The sequence below is a fragment of the Mesorhizobium sp. L48C026A00 genome, from assembly GCF_000502375.1.
Lineage (GTDB): Bacteria > Pseudomonadota > Alphaproteobacteria > Rhizobiales > Rhizobiaceae > Mesorhizobium > Mesorhizobium muleiense.
In genome coordinates, this window is sequence record NZ_AYWU01000016.1 from 56642 (window position 1) to 78731 (window position 22090).

A 22090-nucleotide genomic window follows, 5' to 3' on the forward strand; every position below is an offset into this window, starting at 1 on the left:
AGTATAAGGGATGTCAACCCCGCGCCAGCGGCAATTTTGTCCCGGCGATGACCCTCTCGTCGAGAACGGCGTGGCGGAACCGGTAAAGCTTCGCTGGCCGGCCGCCGGTCTCCGTGGTGGCGTCTCCGGTCTCCTCGACCAGCTCCTGCTGCTCGATCAGGCGGCGAAAGTTCGGCTTGTGGATGAGCCTGCCGGCAAGCGCCTCCACGGTTCGCTGCAGCTGCAAAAGTGTGAAGACCGACGGCATCAGCTCAAAGACGACCGGTCGGTATTTGATCTTGGAGCGCAGCCGCGCAATGCCGGTCGCCACGATGCGGCGATGATCGGCGACCATGGACTTGCTGGGCACCAGCGGAGGCGGCGTCGCGTCCCGTCCGCTTTCGGCCTCTTGGACCAGGCCTGCTTCGTAGACTAACTCATAGCGTTGAAGCGTGAGTTCCTCGTTCCAGTGGCGGTCATCGAAGCCGAAGGCTATCGCCGCGCGCTGCCGGCGTTCGTGTCGCGTGGCCGCGTCGCTGACGCCGTCTGCCCATTCAATCAGGCGCGGTCGCAGAATGTCTAGGACGACCGGCGGCGTGCCGGCGCGGTGGTCCTCCCATGGAAAATATTCATACCAACTTTGCCAGCCGCACTTGGGCGAGCCCGCTGCCTGTTCCTTGCGGGTCAATGCGAGATAGCTGATGGAGATGACGCGCTGCTGGCGCTCGGCGCCGATGCGGTCCCGATCCGCGAAGGTGTAGAGTTGCTCAATGTACCCCAGCGGATGGCCGGTCTGCTGCTCGACCCACCCCCTCAAACCGGATTGCAGCGATCGGTGCTCAAGCGCAAACGGTCCGGAGGGCAGGGTGTCCGCCTGGCCGATGGTGAGGACACAGGGTTCACTGTCGTTTACGGCGACGACAAAGGCGATCAGGTCCACTTTGACTTCGTCGGCCTTGACGGCGGCTCTGTCTTTCCTGGTTCCTATTGCCTGATCGTCCATGTTCGCGAAAGTGGTTGGCCAGCTCGGGGGGGCTGAATCGATTTAAGTGTAAGCGCGCCTGTCCGCACGTCAACACCGCACAGCTGCACGGCCATTTTTTAGCTCTTCGCACTTGCACAAAAATGTGGCAAACGCGACACCCGCGGTTGGTAACGTTGGGGAAGGAGGGTCCATTGAGTGCGTTTGGTGACACCAAGGCGATCACACCGCCGGATATTTGTTCGCGCAAAGGTGGGACGCCGCTCGTCTGCCTTACCGCCTACACGACCCCAGTCGCCCGGCTTGTCGATCCCCATTGCGATGTGGTGCTGGTCGGCGACAGCGTCGGCATGGTTCTCCACGGCCTGCCCTCGACGCTCGGTGTGACGCTGGAGATGATGATCACGCACGGCCAGGCCGTGCGCCGTGGCCTCGAGCAGGCGCTGATGGTGGTCGACCTGCCGTTCGGTTCCTTCGAGGAAAGCCCCGAGCAGGCTTTCCGCAATGCCGCGCGCGTCATGGCCGAAACCGGCTGCGCGGCCGTCAAGCTCGAAGGCGGCGAAACGATGGCAGAGACGATCGGCTTCCTCGCCGCGCGCGGCGTGCCGGTCATGGCCCATGTCGGCTTGACGCCGCAGGCGGTCAACACCTTCGGCGGCTACCGCGTGCAGGGCAGAGGCGGGGATGCCGAGCGCATCAGGCGCGACGCGCTTGCGGTGAGCGAAGCGGGCGCCTTTGCGGTCGTGCTGGAGAAGGTTCCCGAAACGCTCGCCCGCCGGATCACCGGGGAGGTGGCGACCCCGACCATTGGCATCGGTGCCTCGGCAGCCTGTGACGGCCAGATTCTCGTCGTCGACGACATGCTGGGCCTCTTCGGCGACTTCCGGCCCAAATTCGTCAAGCGCTATGCTGAACTGGGGGAGGCCGCTGCGGCTGCGATCGCGGCCTATGCGCGGGAAGTGAAGGAGCGCCAGTTTCCGGCCGCCGAGCACGTGTTTGCCGATGCGCCCAAGCGCGCCGACGCGGACGCCATCAAGAGCGGAGAAGCAGCGTGAGCGTGCCGATTGTCAGGAGCGTTGCCCAGCTTCGCGAAATCGTCGCCGGATGGCGCCGTTCTGGCGCCAGTATCGCCGTCGTACCGACCATGGGGGCATTGCATGAAGGACATCTCAGCCTGGTGCGCGCGGCACTCGAGGAGGCCGACCGGGTGATCGTGACGCTCTTCGTCAATCCGAAGCAGTTCAACAGCCAGGCCGATCTCGCCGCGTATCCGAGCACCGAGGACGAGGATGCCGCCAAGCTGGCACCGCTTGGCGCGCACCTGCTTTATGCGCCGGATGCAGAGGAGATGTATCCGGCGGCCTTCGCCACGACCGTTTCGGTGTCCGGTCTCAGCGAGGGCCTGTGCGGTGCCTTCCGGCCGGGACATTTCGATGGCGTGGCGACCGTCGTCGCCAAGCTCTTCCTGCAGACCAGCGCTGACTTCGGCTTCTTTGGCGAAAAGGACTTTCAGCAGCTTCAGCTAGTCAGGCGTATGGCCCGGGACCTGGATATTCCAATCACCATTGTTCCTTGTCCGACAGTCCGCGAAGCCGACGGTCTTGCACTATCATCGCGCAATGTCCGGCTCTCGCCAGCAGAGCGTGCTGTTGCCCCCAAGCTACCATCGGTCTTGCTCGAGACGGCTGAGCGGCTTGCCCGCGGCTCGCCCGTCCTGCCAACGCTTGCCGAAGCGCGCGCAGCAATTCTGGCTGCGGGCTATCGCGAGGTCGAATACCTGGAACTTCGCGACGAGGCAGATCTGCGACCGATGATAAGCCTTGACCAACCGGCACGCTTGCTTGTCGCGGCCTGGCTCGGCGGCACACGGCTCATCGACAACGTCAGAATATCACGGATTGGTTCAACAGATTAACGGGGTTCTCGGCACGCGCTGTATCGGTCCGGGATCGTTTAAAACAAGGTCTCTGCCTGGCATCGAGCGATTTACGGAGGTTACGCAAAGCGCAAATGCATCGCGTGTTTGAGAACTTCGTCGAGCAACTGTCTGCAAGTTTTGATGCTGTCGATCTCCGTGAGGCAATGGCATCCGCTGCAGCCGGCTTCGACTTTCCGCTATTCGCCTATTTCACTTACCCGTCGGCCTCCGGCGACGCCCCGCAATTGATCTCAAACTATCCTTCATCCTGGACATCACGTTATCTGCAACAGCGGTACCACAGTCTTGATCCGGTCATCCTGCGCGGGCTGCAGGGCTGGGATACCTTTGATTGGGGTGTGGATCGCGCTCNTGATCCGGTCATCCTGCGCGGGCTGCAGGGCTGGGATACCTTTGATTGGGGTGTGGATCGCGCTCGGCACTGTCTGCCGAATTCGCAGCAACAAATTCTGGAGAGTGCGGCTGAGTTTGGCATCCGCGGCGGCCTGACGATGTCCATGCATGATCATCGCGGCCGGTTTGCTGCCCTGACCTTTGCTTCCGACGAGTCCCGTCCGCCTCTGTTGCGGTCACTGGCACGTTACGAAAAAGCATTGCAGCTGGTGGCCATCAACTTTCATATCCATGTCCGGCGCAGGCTCGCCGACGATCGCGTGGTGGATGGCGTAACGCTCACCCCGCGGGAATTCGAGTGCCTGAAATGGGCGGCGCGGGGCAAGTCGGCTTGGGATATCAGCCAGCTTCTCGGCGTCTCAAAGCGCACCGTGACCTTTCATCTGGAAAACGCCAAAGCAAAGCTTGGCGTTCGAACGATCAACCAGGCCGTTGCACGGCTGGCTGCCTCCGGCCAGGCGAGATCCTGATTCTTCCGCCACGATAGCTGTAAACGTCTACAGGCTGCATCGCTGTCAGCTTTGCCCTTCGATGGCGGGAACACATCCCGCACGGAGGCGACCATGATGCAGCTGATAACACCGGACCTTTACGGCGAGTTCGCAAGCGAGCTCAAAGAGATGCACGGGCTCAGGTATCGGGTCTTCAAGGAAAGGCTCGATTGGGAAGTTGACGCCGAAGACCAAATGGAAACCGACGCGTTTGATGGCCTGAAGCCTGTCTATCTGCTTCTCAAGGGATCCGATTGGCGAATTCGCGGTTGCGTGCGTCTTTTGCCCAGCACCGGACCCACAATGTTGCGCGACACGTTCTCGGTGCTGCTGGGTGCTGACGTTGTGCCCTCGACCCCCGACATATGGGAGAGCAGTCGTTTCGCGCTCGATCTTCCTCCGTCGGCGCCCAAGGCAGCGGGCGGGCTGGCCCAGGCAACCTACGAGCTCTTCGCCGGCATGATCGAGTTCGGCTTGGCCAAGGATCTGACCCAGATAGTAACGGTGACCGATACGCGCATGGAACGGATCCTTCGCCTCGCAACGTGGCCATTGTCGCGCATCGGACAACCGAAGCCCGTCGGCAAAACGGAGGCGGTGGCCGGGTTCCTCGAGATTTCCCACGCGACCCTTTTGCGCATCCGCAGCAGGGGACGTCTGAGCGGACCGGTACTGTGGCAACCGGTTCTAGGCCCGTCGGCATAGCGCCATTGTGGACACCTGAGCCGTGAAACATGCTGGTCTGCCCAAGGAAGCGCCGGTCGGTCACGCATGCTGGCCGGACTGGCGTCGTCACGAAGCTTACCACTATGCCAGACGATTGCCGCGTACTGCCTGGGCCTGGGAATTTCTTCGGCGCAATCCGCAATTCCAGCGCGACCACGCCAAAATGGCACCGCCCGCCTGCATTGTCGGAACCCACGCCGATATGAAGATAATCGAGCTGACGACAGGATCAGTTTTCCTCAAACAATGGAGCCTGCTTTTTCGCGGACGCGCCACAATTGGACGCCACATCGGCAAGGATCTTTTGGGATCCGCGCGACTGTGCCCGTGTCCTGCGAGCGGCCGCGGAGCCGGTTGGGCTCGACCACGATTTTGAACCGCTTGATTTTCCTTCGCTCTCATGCGGCAAGGAGATCCTGCTGACACCAGCCGGCGTGCAGCACGTGCTGCTGAGGGAGGACTGTCGGAGTCTCCAGATCGCCGTTTCCGGTGCCTCCCTTCTCCGCCCGTTGCGGCTATATGTGGACGCAATCGTGCCGCCGCAGCACCTGAAGTTCCATGTCGCTGCCCTTCAGTTCCTGAACGACATCAAGGGTTGCGGCCGCCTGGCAGCCGCTTGCTTTCCGCCGGAACCCCGCGGAGCGCGTCTGCGTATCGTGCTCCAGGCTTTGGATGGCTCGCTTGCGGGAGCATCTCATCAGGAGATCGCCATTGCCCTGTTCGGGAGACGCCGTGTCGAAGAAGATTGGTCTCATCCAGGTAGTCATCTTCGCGATCAGGTGCGTCGCGCCATCCAACGTGGCCGCTACCTGATGGGCGGCGGCTATAGACAGTTCCTGATGTAATTCGGGTGACAGCTTGGTGATTGTCTTATTCGGAAACGCGCAGGCATCAATCTCCATTTCTCACTGCTATTGTGCCTTGTACAAAACGTGACACGCGCCTAGTTCTTCCGCTGCGGGAATCGGGTTTGAGTAATACGGACGAAGCACTGAGAACCAACGCTTTCTGATAGTGCATTCATGCCCCGAGAATCCTGATGACCGTCACGAACCTCGACAAAGCCGGCGCTGACTGAAACGGTGCCTGAACGTGCTCTGTGGCTGCGCCGCCTGACTCTCGGTTTCGGCCATGCCGACTAACAGCGTATTGATAGGCCGTCGCGGGCTAAGCTCTACCGGCGAAAGCCGCGTCAACAGCGGCAGGCAATCAGAAACTTGATCGGCGGCGACGATGATTATGATCAACGTGGCGAACACGTGAATCTTGCCGACGGCGCCGACGTTGCCGGATGATGATGATGCCGATCATGCGTCGCTGATGCTGCCTAACTACAGTGCTTGTGATCATGCCGATCACAGCGTGATCACGAGCGGGCGGTTCGTGGTCAGGTGCGTAGCCGGGATGGTCGCGCATGGCCGATTGTTCCTTCGTGCCGTGGGGTGTGGGCTTGCGTTCGGTCATGAGGGCGTCAGGCGTAACGAGAAGTTTAAATCAGCCCCCACAAACGCGTCTTATCCACGGGGTGGATGGAAGTTATCCCTACAATCGATTGTACCAATATTACCGGGTGCTACTACAAGATCCCCAATGAAAGCGGCCGGATGGGTGTCCGCCCCGCGTGGGCTGAAGCTGCCGCCAAGAATGCGGAGACGAACATGTGCGGGATTGTTGGCATCGTTGGGCAACAGCCGGTGTCGGATCGGTTGGTCGACGCGTTGAAGCGTTTGGAATATCGCGGTTATGATTCCGCCGGCGTTGCGACGATCACCGAGGGTGCCTTGCACCGCCGGCGCGCCGAGGGCAAGCTCGTCAATCTCGAGAGGAGACTGAAGGAAGAGCCGCTGTGCGGCAACATCGGAATCGGCCACACGCGTTGGGCAACCCATGGGGCCTCGACGGAACGCAATGCGCACCCGCACTTTACCGACGGTGTCGCCGTCGTCCATAACGGCATCATCGAGAATTTCACCGAGCTGAAGGACGAATTGGCGGCGGCGGGCGCCGAGTTCCAGACCGACACCGACACCGAGGTCGTCGCGCATCTCTTGGCAAGACACCGCCGGGAGGGCATGAGGCGGCAAGAGGCGATGCGTGCCATGCTGAAACGCGTCAGGGGCGCCTATGCGCTTGCCGTCCTCTTCGAAGATGATCCGTCGACCATCATGGCGGCGCGCAACGGACCACCGCTGGCGATCGGTCACGGCGACGGCGAGATGTTCCTGGGCTCCGACGCGATCGCGCTTGCTCCCTTCACCAATGAAATTACCTATCTCATCGACGGCGACTGGGCCGTTGTCGGCAATTCGGGCGCCCATATCTTCGATTTCGACGGCCATCCCGTCGAGCGTCCGCGCCATACCTCCACGGCCGCGGCCGATCTGGCCAACAAGGGCAACCATCGCCACTTCATGAAGAAGGAAATCTACGAGCAGCCCGAGGTCATCGCCCATGCTCTCCGTTACTATAGCAACATCATAGAGAATCGCGCCGACATGGTTTCTGGCATCGATTTCGCCAGGATCCCGAGCTTGGCGATCTCTGCCTGCGGGACCGCCTATCTCGCCGGACTGATCGGAAAATACTGGTTCGAGCGCTATGCGCGCCTGACGGTTGAAATCGACGTTGCGTCCGAATTCCGTTACCGCGAGATCCCGTTGTCGCCGCAGTCGGCGGCTCTTTTCATTTCGCAGTCCGGCGAAACCGCCGATACGCTCGCATCATTGAGGTACTGCAAGGAGCGTGGGCTGAAAATTGGCGCTATCGTCAATGCCTGCGAATCGACCATCGCTCGGGAGGCCGATGCGGTCTTCCCGATCCTTGCCGGACCGGAGATCGGCGTCGCCTCCACCAAGGCTTTTACCTGCCAGCTTGCCGTTCTAGCCGCACTCGCCATCGGCGCCGCCAGAGCCCGCGGGACCGTAACCGAAGACGAGCTGCAGGCGCTCGTCAGGAGCCTCGCCGAAGTGCCGCGCGTCATGGGCCAGGTACTCAACAGCATCCAGCCGGAGATCGAGTTCCTGTCGCGCGAACTGTCAAAGTGTCGTCACGTCCTGTATCTCGGCCGTGGCACCAGTTTCCCGCTAGCGATGGAAGGTGCGCTGAAGCTCAAGGAGATTTCCTACATCCATGCCGAGGGCTATGCGGCGGGTGAATTGAAGCACGGTCCGATCGCATTGATAGACGAGAACATGCCAGTGATCGTCGTCGCGCCCCATGATCGCTTTTTCGACAAGACCGTCTCCAACATGCAGGAAGTGGCTGCCCGTGGCGGGCGGATTATCCTCATCACAGATGAAAAAGGGGCAGCCGCATCGAGACTCGACACCATGCACACGCTCGTGCTGCCGGCTGTCGACGAGATTATCGCGCCGATGATCTTCTCGCTGCCGATACAGCTTCTTGCCTACCACACGGCGCTCTTCATGGGCACAGATGTAGACCAGCCGCGCAATCTCGCAAAATCGGTGACGGTCGAATGATTGTGAACCTTTATAGGTGGCGATGCTCGTCCATCGAAAGCGCTACCCCCTGTCTGGATCCGAAGCTCGGATGAAATCCGGATGACCATTGTTTGCTGTAATTTCGGGAAACTCGCGGTCGCCGCATCATGACAATCGCCATCCTTTTTTCGGCCGGTCGGGCGATTGCACAGGGCAGCCGGATCGAGCTTGCTCAAGCCGACGTCAGCACAAAAGCCCGCGGCCCTTTCGGCTGTTTCCTCGGGCGCCTCATCCTTTCGGCCTCCGAACAAGCATCGGCGGCTTAAAAATTTGGTTAACAGCGGTGATCGATGTGTGATTCAAGCACAAGCGCGCCTTTCGCTGCATCGGCGGTGGAAATTGGTCGAAGGTATCAGCGTCCGCGAGGCTGGATGGACGGTGCCGCGAATAGCCACTGGAGGCGTCAGGGGGAGTTCGAGTTGCTGTTCAAGAAAGCCATCGGCGAGAATGAGTCGTGTAGGATCGCAGGTCGATGCGCTACAGCCGATCAGGCCATCTCAGGGCGGGCAGGTTCTTGGAACTTGATCAGAAGCAGGTGAGCCGCCATATTCCGACCCGGCTGCCAATTTCAAGTGGCCCATTCCATGGATGAGGCCGGTCCGGCCGAATGGACGTCCATTTTTTTGATTTGCTAGGTGTGCGCCAGGGTCGGGGAGGAAATCTCCCGATTTATCAGGCGCTCCCATCTTCTTGGAGATGTTTATGAAGGATTCGCGCATTCCCAAGCCAGTCTTGACGGCTATGTCGCAGGGGACCCACATCATCCGCGCTTATCGTGAGCACCTTGGGTATTCAATCGAGGACCTCGCGGTGGCGTGCGGGCTTGCCGCTCAGGAAATCCAAAACATCGAGCGGGGTCTAAGGTACAACAAGGGCTATCGGAATCGGATAGCGAGATCGCTGTCCATACCTGTGGGAATCCTTGAGGCAGAGTCGGACATATCGCACGCCGCCTGATCAGTCGGCTACTCTGCAATGGGTGGAAGACCGCTCTTGTGATGTGAAGTTTGCGGCTGATAGTCGTCGCTTGATTGCGCTGGACGCGAATGCCTTCTGGCGCAGTATTGCCAAGAGAATTCTCGTCCACTGTCCGATTCAGGAACTGCACACGGGCTCGCCGAACAGGAAGTTGGAACGCTTCGTTATGCTGTCTTAGGCGATATTGCCGCCCGGAGTGCTGCGACACGTGCACGATAGCATCGGCTCGCGACGATGGATTGCTAACGGCGAACTCATGCTGGTCGGCAAGGCGATACTGGCTGGAGCATCAACTCGGCCGACGAGAGTGGCCCACCATCCTAGGCAGGATCGGCCGACATGGCCGGCATCGCGCGCCGCTCTGAAAAGAGCACAGCGGGCATCCAAGACGCTGCCGGGTTGACTATGGGTGTCCGAACCGCGAAAAGGGGCCGCTCTTCATGAGTGGCGTGCGCCGGCGGTCTAACCCCAAGCCCCCCGCCCAGGCTGCCGGCGCGCTTCTAGGAACATCGAGGTAGCACAACGCCGCTTCCTTGTCCGACTACGCTTCGATCAGATCCCGAGCAGCCAGCCAGTGTTCGACCGTCGCTTGCGCCTCTGCCCGCCGAGGCCTTGTGCTTCCTCCAGCGAGTCAAGCCGATCACCATGGGTGTCGCCAGTTCTGGTGCTCACCGACGTGCCATTTGCGATCTCGTGTCGGTGAGAGCACCGCAAGCACCTCCTCTGCTAGAGGGCAAGGCGGCTTGCGTCGCCCGTGTTGTTACTAATCTTCGCTGTGGTCGGAGCTTTTTCCTTGGCTTCGGAATCGGGACATTCGACTTTGCAAAAATAGGCATCGTGATCGATCGTCACGCCCCCGAGTTCGGCGGCGCGATGGGAGGACAGCGGCAGCGCAAGCTCCATTTGCATGAGGGGCTTGTCCCTTCAACTACTTGATGCATTTGCGCTTTGCATACCTCCGTGCACGTTGCTCGATGCCAGGCGGAGACCTCTGTATCGCGCATCGATGCAACGCCCACGCGTTCATCGCCATCATCGCGGCGATCGCTTTGCCGCGATCGCCGCAGCTGTTTTCGAGCACGACAATCATGCTGTCGGTCGGCCGACATGCGCATGCAAAAATTCACAGATGCATTCTAGCCAAATGCTAACTGCCCGACATATATCCGGCATTTCGCAATGCCCCTAGGAAGAGACTGGCATGGGCGTTGGCATCGACCTTGGCCTGCATCGACAGGGGCATGCTGTGCCAGTTCTCCAAGGGCGCGATGAAATGTGAGAACGAACCGTTGACGATGCAATGGTGGGTAACAAGGCCCTGTCTGTCCAACGCAAGCACGCCGATCTGGTCGCTCTGATATCGGATGGCTGCGACCCGCTGGACCTCCGCGTCACCGTCGATCCGCACTTCGAAAAGCAGGATGCCGCGGCTCCTGGTGGCTACCTCGGCGGCCTTTTCAGCGAAGCTTAAGGACAGCGAGCGGACGCTTTCGACCGCCATCTGTAAAATAATCAAATCCAGTTCATCCACTGCCATAAGGTACCTGCGCGCAACACATGGGTGATTGCAATCGACCACACCGCTTGTTCACACATGTCGGCTCACGACCGATCATTCAGGGTTTGCCGGTCTTGCCACTGACAGACGGCGTGCTCCGATTCGAACCGCCTGAAGCGGAAGGTGCGGGCTGTTAATAAAGTTGGGCTTCTGCTCGACGGCCGCTAACGAACTCCGTTCCTTCCTTCTCTGCTTCGCAATCGATGCGGCAAGCGTCCGCTTCTCGAAGGCAGATTTGCTAGGTCGAAGAGATGGGGTTCGGATGCCGGCCCTCTACTGAGGTGCCGCGGCTCCGGGCCGGCGTCCGGAGGCCTACAGGGAAGGAACCCGCGGAGTGGAGATCGCGATTCTGAGTCTATGAGGATTTGACGGTTCGGCTTGGCCCCTTGTGACCGCACCGTCGGGCTTGGTGGTGGGCGGAGCTCGACGGGCTGGCGATGGCCGTGCGAATTGCGATGCGGCCCTTACTATCATGGAGCACAATTCCGGATTTTGCAAGGAACACTCGGCTCTGCATCGGCTCGAACGGCTAGAGATGGTTCCCTCAGGCTAGTCGGCAGATCGGAGAAGCAGTGTTGAAAAGGAAAGCTCGCCAGACGTCTCTCGAGCTCGGGACCACCAGGCGATCGATCAAAGCGTCGAGAACCTTGTCTCCGAAGTCGGGCAACTCCTCCTTCAGCGCATTCTGGTTATGCCTGGGTTTGAACATTTACCGAACAGTATCTTTTCGTTAGTCCGTGCCTTCTTTCAGGCTTGGGAACCTGCCTGACGGCGCCTGCGCACAGCGCACGTCAGCGCATCAAACTCGCCCCCCGGTTCACAAAACAGACTCCCTGGAGTACTGGGAGCGCAGAGAAATCTCCGGTCGCAGCCTACCCGGCCAAAACAGGGACCCCCAACGATGAAGACTCTCGTCATCTGCTCCGGCGGAATGGACTCCGTTTCCCTTGCTCACAAGCTGGCGGCGGAGCACGAGCTCACCGGCCTCCTATCTTTCGATTACGGCCAACGGCACAGGAAGGAATTGGGCTTCGCCGGCCTTTGCGCGGAGCGTCTGAGCGTCCCGCACCGCATCATCGACATCCGCGAAATCGGCCGCGGCCTTTCGGGCTCCGCGCTGACCGATCATGTGGACGTGCCGGACGGCCACTACGCCGAAGACACGATGAAGGTCACGGTGGTGCCGAACCGGAACGCCATCATGTTGGCAATTGCCTTCGGTCTCGCCGCCGCGCAGAAGTCCGAAGCGGTTGCGACGGCCGTGCATGGTGGGGATCATTTCATCTATCCCGATTGCCGCCCGGCCTTCATCGACAGTTTCCAGATCATGCAAGACCGCGCGCTCGACGGCTACGCGAACATTCGCCTTTATGCGCCTTATGTGAACCTCACGAAGGCGGACATCGTTGAGGATGGAGCAAGATACGGCACACCATTTGCGGAGACCTGGTCCTGCTACAAGGGCGGCGAGCGTCACTGTGGACGGTGCGGGACCTGCGTCGAGCGGCGCGAGGCGTTTCATCTTGCAGGGCACCCGGACCCCACCGACTACGACGACTCCGACTTTTGGCTCGACGCGCTGCGCAGGATGATCGTGTAATGTTCCGCATCACTAAGGAATTCCACTTCTCGGCCTCGCATCAGCTCACCTCTTTGCCGCCCGAGCACCAATGCGCGCGCCTGCACGGGCATAACTACATCGTTGAAGTAGAGCTTTCGGCGAAGGAACTGAACGAGCACGGCTTCGTGCGCGACTATCATGATCTGGCGCCGCTCAAACGCTATATCGACGAGAGCTTCGACCACCGACATCTCAACGAGGTGCTGGGGCATGAGCAAGTCACGGCGGAATGTCTGGCCAGACATTTCTATGGATGGTGCAAGGCACGCCTGCCCGAGACCTCGGCCGTGCGGGTCAGCGAAACGCCGAAAACCTGGGCGGAGTACCGGCCATGACCCATACGCATCCGGCAATTCGCGTCAGCGAGATTTTCGGGCCGACGATCCAGGGCGAGGGCGTGCTCATTGGTTTGCCGACTGTCTTCATCAGAACCGGCGGGTGTGACTATCGCTGTTCGTGGTGTGACAGCCTCCATGCGGTGGATAATCAATTCCGCTATGAATGGGAGATGATGTCAGTCGACACGGTGTGGCAAACCGTCGTTGCGCTTTCCGGTGGCCGGCCAGTGATGGTGTCACTGTCAGGCGGCAATCCTGCCATTCAGCCGTTTCGTGCGCTCATCGAGCGAGGCCATGATGAAGGTTACCGTTTTGCGCTGGAAACCCAAGGTTCCGTGGTCAGGGACTGGTTTGCCGACCTTGACGTGCTGGTCCTCAGCCCGAAGCCGCCGTCAAGCGAAATGAGGACCGATTGGGCCGCTGTCGCGGCGTGCGTCGAAGCGGCGCAGGAGAAGCCGCAAATCGTGCTCAAGCTCGTTGTTTTCGACGAAAGTGACTACGCCTACGCGAAAGACGCCGCCGCGAGATTTCCGCGACTTCCGGTCTATCTGCAACCCGGCAATCACACGCCGCCACGTGCTGGCAACGAAGACGCGTCCGTCGACCTGGAAGGAATAATCAAACGCATGGAGTGGCTGATTGAAAAGGTGACCCGCGACAGGTGGTTCGAAGCCCGCGTGCTGCCGCAGCTGCACGTAATGCTCTGGGGTAACAAGAGAGGCGTCTAGCCTGCGCCCGCTGGGGCGACGGCCTTGGGCATAGCCATACAAGATCTCGACCATCTGGATGCCGATCGCAGTCACCTGAGGCAAAGAGCTTGTGTCGACGGCCTCCAGCGGCTGCCAGGCTGCGTGTAACGCCCAGAGCGACCTCCAATCCCCGACAGTCGGCCCTTCTTTCGATGAAGGGCACGCGCCAGCGGCGAGTGCAGAAATCCGCAGAAGCACGGCGTGAGAGGGCCTGCGCGTTTCTCGCGCCGCCGCGGTTTGGCACGGCTTGCGGCGGCGTTGGTGCAGCGTTCGGCCGGAGCCCCGCGATGGGGAGGAGCCCGGGAAGGTCGGAACCCACCTCGATCCGATCAGGGAGAGAAACAGTGTCACCCGCACAAGTCTGCGGCGCGAGTCCCGCGCCCCGCAAACCCTTCTGTGCCAAGCTTTACGCGCAGGTGCTTGCCGCCATCGCCCTCGGCGTCGCAATTGGCTATTTCTATCCGGGGACCGGCGAGAGCCTGAAGCCGCTGGGTGATGCCTTCATCAAGCTGGTCAAGATGATCATCGCGCCTGTCATNTTCCTGACAATTGCGACCGGCATTGCCGGCATGAACGATCTTCACAAGGTCGGCCGGGTCGCCGGCAAGGCGATGGTCTATTTCCTCACCTTCTCGACGCTCGCGCTGATCGTCGGCCTCATCGTCGCCAATGTCGTCCAGCCCGGCGCCGGCCTCAACGTCGGTCCGGCCTCGCTCGATGTCCAGGCCGTGAATACCTATGCCGCAAAGGCGCACGAGCAGTCGGTCACCGGCTTCCTGATGAACATCATCCCGTCAACGATTGTCGGTGCCTTCGCGGAAGGCGACATCCTGCAGGTGCTGTTCTTCTCGGTTCTGTTCGGCATGGCNGTCAACGATTGTCGGTGCCTTCGCGGAAGGCGACATCCTGCAGGTGCTGTTCTTCTCGGTTCTGTTCGGCATGGCGCTGGCGATGGTCGGAGAGACGGGCAAGCCTGTCGTCTCCTTCCTTCAGGCGCTCATCGCCCCTGTCTTCAAGCTCGTCGGCATTCTGATGAAGGCCGCGCCGATCGGCGCTTTCGGCGCAATGGCCTTCACGATCGGCAAATATGGCATCGGTTCGGTCGTGAACCTCGCGATGCTGGTCGCGACGTTCTATTTCACCGCCTTGCTCTTCGTGTTCGGGGTTCTCGGTGCGGTCTGCCGCTACAACGGCTTTTCGATCTGTTCTCTCATTCGCTACATGAAGGAAGAGCTGCTGCTTGTGCTCGCACCGTCCTCCTCGGAGGCCGCGCTGCCCTCGCTCATGGAGAAGATGGAGAAGGCGGGCGCCAGGCGTTCGGTCGTGGGCCTCGTCATCCCGGGCGGATATTCGTTCAATCTGGACGGCACCAACATCTACATGACGCTGGCGGCCCTCTTCATCGCGCAGGCGACGAACACGGATCTCTCGATCGGCGGTAGTATCCTGCTGCTTCTTTTCGCCATGCTCCCTTCGAAAGGAGCAGACCGCATTACCGGTGCAGGCTTCGTCACGTTGGCTGTAACGCTCTTTGTCGTCCCGACCGCCCCTTTCGTCGGCTTGACGCTGATCCTTAGTGTCGACGACTTCATGTTCGCATGCCGTGCGCTGACGAATCTGCTCAGCAACGCAGTGGGAACGCTCGTCGTCGCCCGCGGAGGGCGAGCCGGATGAAGTTCGACCGGCAGAGGCCCTCGCGAGCGGACCCTCGGCGCCGGCGCTTTGGTGGTGAAGGATCAAGTCGTCCGGCGTGGCTAGTCTAAGGGCGGTCGCGGCTGGCCAGCTCGCGCGAACGCCGCTCAGCATTGGGGGCAGGGCGCAAAGCCGCAGTAGAGGAACCGTCCGCTGGCATCGGCACCAATAGAGCCCGGCAACGTCCCGTGCTCGGGGAACTGCTGGGCAAAAGCGATGACCCACTTTGACGCCAAAGGCACCGTTGCTGCCCGGCCGTTCACCGCTAATTGGAGCCCGACCCATGTCTTAACTGCCGGCCTTGTCGCCCGATCGGACCGATGAGAACATCAAACCGGCGCATGGTCTGGCGGAAAAAGCTGTCATAGGGGCGTTATTTGCCTACCTCACTCCAGTACCACGAGCTTACGCTCCAGATGCTGGTCACATCTGGGTTGCGATAGCGCGATGCCATGTCCTATCCGACGATCGAATCATTCGTTTCGAGGTAACGCAATGTCGGTGGGCATCGAGCGGCATGTTATCGACAAGGTCGAGACCCCGATCTTGGAGCCGGCAAAGACGATTGGCGACTGCTTCCGATACAGAAAAAGAGGCCGGACTCGACGTGGCGCTTGAGGCACATCGAAATGGAATACGGCGCCGAAAGGCACGACCGGACGACATCGTCGCTATGCCAAAGACCTTCGCATCTGGTCCGTTCTGAAATCCTATCTTGACGCGACGGTCGCATATGAAGAGTCAAAAATGTAGCGCAATCGGTTCACGATCGACTGAAAACCGTGACCGTTCCTGTGCGGCGCTCAGACCGTCGCTGAGTGCCTGGCCGTTCCAGTTTCGAAATATTTATCGAACTTCACCGCAATGCTCCTCACGAAGGGGCGATTTGCCGCCGGCACGACGAAACTGTCGCCTTGCAGTTCAAGCAGTTGAGCAGGATCCTTAAGGGCGATGGAGCTTGCCTGAAGCAGGAGCCTTTGGCCGGCTTGCCCGAAGCTCTCCACCAGGTCGATCGCCGAGAAGGCGAAATCGCACATCAGCCGCTCGATGATCCAGCCCCGGGCGCGATCGTCGTCGCAGAGCACGATGCCGCGCACAGCCGCCAACCTGCCGTCTGCAACCATGCGGCCGTACTCGCCGGTCGAAGGCATGTTCTGCACGTAGCCCTGGCGAAAACGGCTGATCGACGAAGGGCCAAGTCCGATCAATGTCTCGCAGCGATCGTCCGTGTAGCCCTGAAAATTGCGGTGCAAAGCGCCCGCGCGGGCCGCTACCGCCAACGCGTCGCCCGGCTTTGCGAAATGGTCGAGCCCGATTGATTCATAGCCCTCGTCCACAATCGCTCGCGCGGCAAGTCGCGATTGAGCGAACCGCTCCGTGGGACCGGGGAGCCATGCCTCGTCGATCATCGTCTGATGTTTCTTGAACCAGGGCACGTGAGCGTAGCCGAACAGCGCCATCCTGTCCGGTTCCAGGGTGAGCGCCTGCGCCACGGTGGAACACAGGCTCTCCCTGGTTTGATGCGGCAGGCCGTAGAGCAGATCAAGGTTCACGGAATCCACTCCGCGGGAACGAACTTGGTCGACGACTGCCTTGGTCTGCAAAAAGCTTTGCTCGCGGTTGATCGCCTTTTGCACTTTCGGATCGAAATCCTGCACGCCGAGGCTCGCCCGCGTCATGCCGATTTCGGCAAGCGCATCAAGGCGGGCTTCGTCCGTATCGTTCGGATCGATCTCGACGCTGACCTTCGCATCGCCGAGAAAATCGAAATTGTCCCGCAGCACCGTGCCCAGTGTCAGCATGTCCTCGGGCCTCAGCATCGTCGGCGAACCGCCCCCGAAATGAACTGCGCGAACTCGGCCCTTGCCGCTGACAAGGCCGCCAACCGTCGCGATCTCCGCACACAGCGAGCGCAGATAAGCGGCCACCGGCTCATAGTGGCGCGTCTGTTTGGTATGGCACGCGCAGAACCAGCAGAGCCTGTCGCAATAGGGAATATGCAGGTAAAGCGATATCTCGTCACCGCCTTCGAGCGCCTCCAACCAGCCTCGGTAGACGACAGCATCGACCCCCGTATGGAAATGCGGCGCGGTCGGATAACTGGTATAGCGCGGGACATTCTCGCCAAGTCTGGCAGCTAGCTCCGGTCGCATGTCGTGGTCCACCGTCTTTGCGTCGCCGGAACCCTGGACGCCTTGATGAGGCAAAGCCCTGATTTCGGTCAACCTTCAGCACGGACAAACTGCCGCAAGGATTTTTCTACCGCAGATTGCTATCCTGCCGGCACTTGGGACCGGTAGAGCGATCGAATGACATTACGGCAGGACATTCACACTTCCGGCATTCCCGTTCTTTGCCTGTCTTGCGAGGCACGGCACCGCGGCGTCTGCGGTGCGCTCGAACCAGACCATTTGGCTCGGCTCGCCAAGACGTCGTCGCGGCACAAAATCGAGCCGGGGGTCGAACTGATCGGCGACGCCGAGGCGGTCGACAGCTATTCAAACGTGCTTTCAGGCGTGGTGAAGCTGACGAAGAGCCTTTCGGACGGCCGCCAGCAGATCGTCGGCCTCCAGTTCGCGCCGGATTTTCTGGGACGGCCCTTCAAGGTGAAAAGCGCGATCAATGCGGAAGCGGCAACAGCTGTCTCGCTGTGCTCGTTTCCGAGAGCGGCCATCGAACGGATGATGAAGGAATCACCGGAATTTGTGCATCGCCTGCTCAAGCAGACGCTGAACGAACTCGACGAGGCACGCGAATGGATGGTGACTCTGGGGCGCAAGACCGCACCGGAGAAGGTGGCGAGCTTTCTCCTCATGATCGCCCGGAACATCGATTCCAGTGTTGACCCGGCGGCCAGGTCGGCGTGCTTCGAGCTGCCGATGACGCGTGCCGACATCTCTGATTTCCTTGGAATTACAAACGAGACCGTGAGCCGTCAGCTGACTGGACTGAGAATGGACGGCGTCATCCGGATCGAGAACAACCGCCGTGTCACCGTGGATAGTATGAGCCGGCTGGAACGGCGCTGCGGCGGCCGAGGCGCAACCGCCGTTTGAATGACACCGAAGCTGCTTGGCCTGCGTCGCTTACTTCGTTCGGGGCAGGGCATTGCTCGCGTTGGGCTTAGAAGAAGCCGCGTAGCGACAGCCCGCTCTCCATCCAATCGCATGAGCCAGGTGCGTTTCGGCCAACTCGTCGGCGAAGCATTCATTCTCGAGGTGCTCGACGTGGAACCGGCTGTTCGAGGCAGGATTGCACTCGGCCGAGGTTAGTACGCCTCATACGCAGGGGAAAATCACCGTCTCCCCGAACCATGAACGTCACGAAGGCAGCGCAACGCTGTCGCTGGCTGTCCCAAGGCATTGAAACGATCGACGTTCGGCAAGGCATCGGCCTACTTTCCAGCGTCACAGAAGGCGCGCTTCCTCACAAGCCCGCACTCGCCTCCACCCGGCCCGGCCCCGGGGACGCCGGACCTGTCCATAAGCGTGGCCGCCGGTGCTGCGTTTCCACGTTCGATCGCCCCAGTCTCATCGCACCGAACTCGATGCCGCCCGAAGCAAAATCGTGCGGCTCTGACATGGATCAGGGCGAGCAGGCCACGGCTGCGCAATTAAGGCACCGCGGTTTGGCGTCCGCGGGAATTGGAAATCGGGACTTGCGATGAAATTCGGCAAAGAGATCGTCCTTCTAAGCCTGTTCGCATTCGCGGCTTTGGTGGCCGCCGGCTTCGGCGTAGATGAACCCTTTCGCCAGCATATGTGGGTTTTGTTCTTCGCCGTGGCTGGCTTCACTGCGATTCTGTTGCGCAACACGGAGTTCAAGCCGGCAGTTCCGATCGAACCCGCCGCTTACATGGATGGGCCGATCCGCTACGGTGCCATCGCCACCGTATTCTGGGGCGTCGTCGGCATGCTGGTCGGTGTGGTCATCGCCCTGCAGCTCGCCTACCCGGATCTCAACATCCAGCCCTGGTTCAATTTCGGCCGACTGCGGCCGCTGCACACATCCGGTGTTGTGTTCGCTTTCGGCGGCAACGCGCTGATTTGCACGTCTCTCTATGTGGTGCAGCGCACCTGCCGCGCGCGTCTGTTCGGCGGCAACCTCGCCTGGTTCGTGTTCTGGGGCTATCAGCTCTTCATCGTCATGGCCGCGACCGGCTACCTGCTTGGCATCACCGAAAGCCGCGAATATGCCGAGCCTGAATGGTACGTCGACATCTGGCTGACCATTGTCTGGGTCGCCTATCTCATCCTGTTCCTCGGCACGATCCTAAAGCGCAAGGAACCGCACATCTATGTCGCCAACTGGTTCTACCTTGCCTTCATCGTGACCATCGCGATGCTGCATGTGATCAACAACCTGTCGATGCCGGTCTCCTTCCTGGGCTCCAAGAGCTATTCAGCCTTCTCCGGCGTACAGGACGCCCTGACGCAATGGTGGTACGGCCACAATGCCGTCGGCTTCTTCCTCACCGCCGGGTTCCTCGGCATGATGTACTATTTCGTGCCCAAGCAGGCGAACCGGCCGGTCTATTCCTACCGCCTTTCGATCATCCACTTCTGGGCGCTGATCTTCCTCTACATCTGGGCCGGGCCGCACCATCTCCACTACACCGCACTCCCTGATTGGGCGCAGACGCTCGGAATGGTGTTCTCGATCATGCTCTGGATGCCGTCATGGGGCGGCATGATCAACGGCCTAATGACGCTATCCGGCGCCTGGGACAAGATCCGGACCGACCCGATCATCCGCATGATGGTGATGGCCGTCGCCTTCTACGGCATGTCGACCTTCGAAGGCCCGATGATGGCGATCAAGACAGTCAATTCGCTCAGCCACTATACCGACTGGACCATCGGCCACGTCCATTCCGGCGCACTCGGCTGGGTCGGCATGATATCGTTCGGCGCGATCTACTACATGGTGCCGAAGCTTTGGAACCGTGAACGGCTCTATTCGCTGCGGCTCGTCACCTGGCACTTCTGGCTGGCGACGCTTGGGATCGTCGTCTACGCCGCTGTCATGTGGGTGTCCGGCATCATGCAGGGCCTGATGTGGCGCGAGTACGACGAGCAGGGCTTCCTGGTCTATTCGTTCGCCGAAACCGTCGCCGCCATGCATCCCTACTACATCATGCGTGCCATCGGCGGCGCGATGTATCTGTCGGGCGCCCTCATCATGGCCTGGAACATCGCCATGACCATCCTCGGCTACCAGCGCGAGGAGGATCCGATGCCGCGCTCCATCCCCGCCCTCCAGCCTGTGCGATCAGGAGCCAGAAAATGGGCTTGATGGACAGACACGCGGTCATCGAGAAGAACGCCACACTGCTTCTCCTCGGGTCCCTGCTGGTCGTAACAATCGGCGGTATCGTCGAGATCGCGCCGCTCTTCTATCTCGACAACACCATCGAGAAGGTCGAAGGCATGCGACCTTATTCGCCGCTCGAACTCGCCGGACGCAACATCTATGTGCGCGAGGGCTGCTACCTCTGTCACAGCCAGATGATCAGGCCGTTCCGCGATGAGGTCGAGCGCTACGGCCACTACAGCCTGGCGGCCGAGTCGATGTACGACCACCCGTTCCAATGGGGCTCCAAGCGCACGGGGCCCGATCTCGTCCGGGTCGGCGACCGCTACTCGAACGGATGGCACGTCCAGCATCTCACCGAGCCGCGTTCGGTGGTGCCGGAATCGATCATGCCGAGTTATGCCTTCCTGAAGGACATGCCAATCGAGGTGAAGGATTTCTCGACGCATCTGATCAGCAACAGCCGTGTCGGTGTGCCCTATTCAGACGACATGATCGCTCATGCCAATGCCGATCTCATGGCGCAGGCTGATCCCAACGCCGACACATCGGGCCTGGAGAGACGCTATCCGAAGGCCAAGCTTGGCGACTTCGACGGCGATCCGCAGCAGGTCACCGAAATGGATGCGCTGGTCGCCTATCTCCAGATGCTCGGCACGCTGGTCGATTTCAGGACCTATGACGAAGCCGCCGGTTACCGCTGAGGAGAATGGCGATGACCTACAATTTCATGCGGGAGTTTGCCGACAGCTGGGGCCTGCTTGTCATGGCGCTTTTCTTCGTCGGATGCGTTGCCTTTGCACTTCGTCCCGGCAGCCGCAGGCAAGCCGAGAGAGCCGCTCACATTCCTCTCAAGGACGACTGATCATGGGCAGCGAGCATATCGACGAGGTTTCGGGCATCTCGACGACCGGGCATGAGTGGGACGGCATCAAGGAACTCAACAACCCGCTTCCGCGCTGGTGGGTCATCACCTTCTACATCACCATTGCCTGGGCGATCGGCTACACCGTCGCCTATCCGGCATGGCCGATGCTGACTTCCGCGACCAGGGGTGTGCTGGGGTATTCGAGCCGCAAAGACGTCAAGAATGAACTGGCGGCGGCCGAAGTGGCCAAGGGCAAATATGTCGCTGCCATTCAGGCGAAGACGGTCTCCGAGATTGCTGCCGACGATACGCTACGCGAATTCGCCGTCGCCGCAGGTGGCGCCGCGTTCAAGGTCAATTGCGTGCAGTGCCATGGCTCGGGCGCTCAAGGGTCCAAGGGTTTTCCCAACCTAAACGACGACGATTGGCTCTGGGGTGGCAACGCCGAACAGATCCAGCAGACGATTGCGCACGGCATCCGCTTCGCATCAGACCCGGATACGCGCCTGTCGGAAATGCCTGCTTTTCGTGACATCATCACGACGGATCAAATCAAGCAGGTCGGCGCCTATGTCGCCAGCCTCTCCGGTCCTGTTCAGGACACCAGCCTGATCGAAGCCGGCGCCAATGTTTTCGCCGAGAATTGTGCCACCTGTCATGGTGAGAGTGCAAAGGGCAACAGGGAGCTCGGCGCACCCGACCTGACCGACGCGATCTGGCTTTACGGGTCTGGCGAAACAGCCATCGCCGCGCAGGTCCGCGCGCCGAAGCACGGCGTCATGCCGGCCTGGATCGGGCGTCTGGGCGAGATCAAGGCCAAGGAACTCGCGGTCTATGTCCATTCGCTTGGTGGCGGAGAATAGGAACGCAAGCCTATTCTCGTCCTCCCCCTCACCGCCAAGCGACGAGGCCCGGCGCGAGCCGGGCCTCGACATCATCCAGAACCGATGCGCCGGGCTT

Annotated in this window: 21 protein-coding genes and 1 pseudogene; 17 read left to right on the forward strand and 5 right to left on the reverse strand. The window is 60.6% G+C overall.

Features of this window, described 5'->3' with window-relative positions; genetic code table 11:
- Window positions 1–13: 13 nt before the first annotated feature.
- Window positions 14–982: an NUDIX hydrolase gene (locus tag X738_RS65865; RefSeq protein ID WP_023800927.1), complete on the reverse strand. Its 969-nt coding sequence runs from the start codon at window positions 980–982 to the stop codon at window positions 14–16.
- 173 nt (window positions 983–1155) lie between these two features.
- Between X738_RS65865 and panB the strand changes: the two genes are divergently transcribed.
- From panB to X738_RS82970, 6 genes are all read left to right on the forward strand, one after another.
- Window positions 1156–2016, forward strand: a complete 861-nt coding sequence (gene panB / locus X738_RS65870; RefSeq protein ID WP_023800928.1) for a 3-methyl-2-oxobutanoate hydroxymethyltransferase — start codon at window positions 1156–1158, stop codon at window positions 2014–2016.
- Window positions 2013–2876 carry a pantoate--beta-alanine ligase gene (gene panC / locus X738_RS65875; protein WP_023800929.1) on the forward strand — a complete coding sequence of 288 codons (864 nt, stop codon included), beginning with the start codon at window positions 2013–2015 and terminating at the stop codon, window positions 2874–2876. The genes panB and panC overlap by 4 nt, the downstream gene beginning before the upstream one ends.
- Before the next feature lie 95 nt (window positions 2877–2971).
- Window positions 2972–3763, forward strand: a complete 792-nt coding sequence (locus tag X738_RS65880) for a LuxR family transcriptional regulator (RefSeq protein ID WP_023800930.1) — start codon at window positions 2972–2974, stop codon at window positions 3761–3763.
- A gap of 93 nt (window positions 3764–3856) precedes the next feature.
- Window positions 3857–4489 carry an acyl-homoserine-lactone synthase gene (locus X738_RS65885; protein WP_023800931.1) on the forward strand — a complete coding sequence of 211 codons (633 nt, stop codon included), beginning with the start codon at window positions 3857–3859 and terminating at the stop codon, window positions 4487–4489.
- A gap of 22 nt (window positions 4490–4511) precedes the next feature.
- On the forward strand, window positions 4512–4886 hold the full coding sequence (locus X738_RS89125) for a transcriptional regulator domain-containing protein (protein WP_373420433.1): 375 nt from the start codon (window positions 4512–4514) through the stop codon (window positions 4884–4886).
- A complete protein-coding gene (locus tag X738_RS82970) occupies window positions 4789–5355 on the forward strand; it encodes a DUF2285 domain-containing protein (RefSeq protein ID WP_245277735.1) in 567 nt (188 codons plus the stop codon). Before X738_RS89125 ends, X738_RS82970 begins: the two co-directional genes overlap by 98 nt.
- Before the next feature lie 364 nt (window positions 5356–5719).
- Here the strand turns inward: X738_RS82970 and X738_RS84955 are convergent, their stop codons facing one another.
- Window positions 5720–5974, reverse strand: a complete 255-nt coding sequence (locus X738_RS84955) for a hypothetical protein (RefSeq protein ID WP_156942625.1) — start codon at window positions 5972–5974, stop codon at window positions 5720–5722.
- Between the two features lie 194 nt (window positions 5975–6168).
- Here X738_RS84955 and glmS point away from each other — a divergent pair, with 194 nt between their 5' ends.
- A complete protein-coding gene (gene glmS / locus X738_RS65895) occupies window positions 6169–7992 on the forward strand; it encodes a glutamine--fructose-6-phosphate transaminase (isomerizing) (RefSeq protein WP_031255598.1) in 1824 nt (607 codons plus the stop codon).
- A gap of 762 nt (window positions 7993–8754) precedes the next feature.
- Window positions 8755–8970 carry a helix-turn-helix domain-containing protein gene (locus tag X738_RS65900; protein ID WP_245277737.1) on the forward strand — a complete coding sequence of 72 codons (216 nt, stop codon included), beginning with the start codon at window positions 8755–8757 and terminating at the stop codon, window positions 8968–8970.
- Between the two features lie 747 nt (window positions 8971–9717).
- Here the strand turns inward: X738_RS65900 and X738_RS84960 are convergent.
- Together X738_RS84960 and X738_RS65905 are read right to left on the reverse strand one after the other, a co-directional pair.
- Window positions 9718–9900, reverse strand: coding sequence for a hypothetical protein (locus X738_RS84960; RefSeq protein ID WP_023800938.1), 183 nt, complete (start codon window positions 9898–9900; stop codon window positions 9718–9720).
- A gap of 238 nt (window positions 9901–10138) precedes the next feature.
- On the reverse strand, window positions 10139–10528 hold the full coding sequence (locus X738_RS65905; protein ID WP_023800940.1) for a hypothetical protein: 390 nt from the start codon (window positions 10526–10528) through the stop codon (window positions 10139–10141).
- 922 nt (window positions 10529–11450) lie between these two features.
- Between X738_RS65905 and queC the strand changes: the two genes are divergently transcribed.
- The 4 genes and pseudogenes from queC to X738_RS65925 all read left to right on the forward strand — a co-directional run bounded on the left by queC (window position 11451) and on the right by X738_RS65925 (window position 14989).
- Window positions 11451–12149 (forward strand): 7-cyano-7-deazaguanine synthase QueC, encoded by a 699-nt coding sequence (gene queC, locus X738_RS65910; protein WP_031255601.1) that lies wholly within the window; start codon window positions 11451–11453, stop codon window positions 12147–12149.
- Window positions 12149–12505, forward strand: a complete 357-nt coding sequence (queD, locus tag X738_RS65915; protein WP_023800943.1) for a 6-carboxytetrahydropterin synthase QueD — start codon at window positions 12149–12151, stop codon at window positions 12503–12505. Before queC ends, queD begins: the two co-directional genes overlap by 1 nt.
- The gene (queE, locus tag X738_RS65920) at window positions 12502–13236 is read left to right on the forward strand and encodes a 7-carboxy-7-deazaguanine synthase QueE (protein WP_023800944.1); all 735 of its coding nucleotides are present in this window, start codon (window positions 12502–12504) and stop codon (window positions 13234–13236) included. Before queD ends, queE begins: the two co-directional genes overlap by 4 nt.
- A 365-nt stretch (window positions 13237–13601) precedes the next feature.
- Window positions 13602–14989: pseudogene (locus X738_RS65925) on the forward strand (dicarboxylate/amino acid:cation symporter).
- Between the two features lie 763 nt (window positions 14990–15752).
- Here X738_RS65925 and hemN read toward each other — a convergent pair.
- Complete coding sequence (gene hemN / locus X738_RS65930; protein ID WP_031255602.1) at window positions 15753–17102, reverse strand: oxygen-independent coproporphyrinogen III oxidase; 1350 nt, start codon at window positions 17100–17102, stop codon at window positions 15753–15755.
- Between the two features lie 156 nt (window positions 17103–17258).
- On the opposite strand from hemN, the gene X738_RS65935 reads away from it, so the two are divergent.
- From X738_RS65935 to ccoP, 5 genes are all read left to right on the forward strand, one after another.
- A complete protein-coding gene (locus X738_RS65935) occupies window positions 17259–18005 on the forward strand; it encodes a Crp/Fnr family transcriptional regulator (RefSeq protein ID WP_031255605.1) in 747 nt (248 codons plus the stop codon).
- Between the two features lie 607 nt (window positions 18006–18612).
- Window positions 18613–20244, forward strand: coding sequence for a cytochrome-c oxidase, cbb3-type subunit I (gene ccoN, locus X738_RS65940; RefSeq protein ID WP_023800951.1), 1632 nt, complete (start codon window positions 18613–18615; stop codon window positions 20242–20244).
- Window positions 20235–20966: a cytochrome-c oxidase, cbb3-type subunit II gene (gene ccoO, locus X738_RS65945; protein ID WP_023800952.1), complete on the forward strand. Its 732-nt coding sequence runs from the start codon at window positions 20235–20237 to the stop codon at window positions 20964–20966. The genes ccoN and ccoO overlap by 10 nt, the downstream gene beginning before the upstream one ends.
- 11 nt (window positions 20967–20977) lie before the next feature.
- The gene (locus tag X738_RS65950; protein ID WP_023800953.1) at window positions 20978–21127 is read left to right on the forward strand and encodes a cbb3-type cytochrome c oxidase subunit 3; all 150 of its coding nucleotides are present in this window, start codon (window positions 20978–20980) and stop codon (window positions 21125–21127) included.
- Between the two features lie 2 nt (window positions 21128–21129).
- Window positions 21130–21993 (forward strand): cytochrome-c oxidase, cbb3-type subunit III, encoded by an 864-nt coding sequence (gene ccoP / locus X738_RS65955; RefSeq protein ID WP_023800954.1) that lies wholly within the window; start codon window positions 21130–21132, stop codon window positions 21991–21993.
- Window positions 21994–22090 lie beyond the last annotated feature (97 nt).

What these genes read in the sequence shown, in the direction of transcription:
- X738_RS65865 (WP_023800927.1), bottom strand. Translation starts at nt 982, where the DNA reads ATGGACGATCAGGCAATAGGAACCAGGAAAGACAGAGCCGCCGTCAAG.
- X738_RS65885 (WP_023800931.1), top strand. Translation starts at nt 3,857, where the DNA reads ATGATGCAGCTGATAACACCGGACCTTTACGGCGAGTTCGCAAGCGAG.
- X738_RS84955 (WP_156942625.1), bottom strand. Translation starts at nt 5,974, where the DNA reads ATGACCGAACGCAAGCCCACACCCCACGGCACGAAGGAACAATCGGCC.
- glmS (WP_031255598.1), top strand. Translation starts at nt 6,169, where the DNA reads ATGTGCGGGATTGTTGGCATCGTTGGGCAACAGCCGGTGTCGGATCGG.
- X738_RS65900 (WP_245277737.1), top strand. Translation starts at nt 8,755, where the DNA reads ATGTCGCAGGGGACCCACATCATCCGCGCTTATCGTGAGCACCTTGGG.
- X738_RS84960 (WP_023800938.1), bottom strand. Translation starts at nt 9,900, where the DNA reads ATGCAAATGGAGCTTGCGCTGCCGCTGTCCTCCCATCGCGCCGCCGAA.
- X738_RS65905 (WP_023800940.1), bottom strand. Translation starts at nt 10,528, where the DNA reads ATGGCAGTGGATGAACTGGATTTGATTATTTTACAGATGGCGGTCGAA.
- queC (WP_031255601.1), top strand. Translation starts at nt 11,451, where the DNA reads ATGAAGACTCTCGTCATCTGCTCCGGCGGAATGGACTCCGTTTCCCTT.
- queD (WP_023800943.1), top strand. Translation starts at nt 12,149, where the DNA reads ATGTTCCGCATCACTAAGGAATTCCACTTCTCGGCCTCGCATCAGCTC.
- queE (WP_023800944.1), top strand. Translation starts at nt 12,502, where the DNA reads ATGACCCATACGCATCCGGCAATTCGCGTCAGCGAGATTTTCGGGCCG.
- hemN (WP_031255602.1), bottom strand. Translation starts at nt 17,102, where the DNA reads ATGCGACCGGAGCTAGCTGCCAGACTTGGCGAGAATGTCCCGCGCTAT.
- X738_RS65935 (WP_031255605.1), top strand. Translation starts at nt 17,259, where the DNA reads ATGACATTACGGCAGGACATTCACACTTCCGGCATTCCCGTTCTTTGC.
- ccoN (WP_023800951.1), top strand. Translation starts at nt 18,613, where the DNA reads ATGAAATTCGGCAAAGAGATCGTCCTTCTAAGCCTGTTCGCATTCGCG.
- ccoO (WP_023800952.1), top strand. Translation starts at nt 20,235, where the DNA reads ATGGGCTTGATGGACAGACACGCGGTCATCGAGAAGAACGCCACACTG.
- X738_RS65950 (WP_023800953.1), top strand. Translation starts at nt 20,978, where the DNA reads ATGACCTACAATTTCATGCGGGAGTTTGCCGACAGCTGGGGCCTGCTT.
- ccoP (WP_023800954.1), top strand. Translation starts at nt 21,130, where the DNA reads ATGGGCAGCGAGCATATCGACGAGGTTTCGGGCATCTCGACGACCGGG.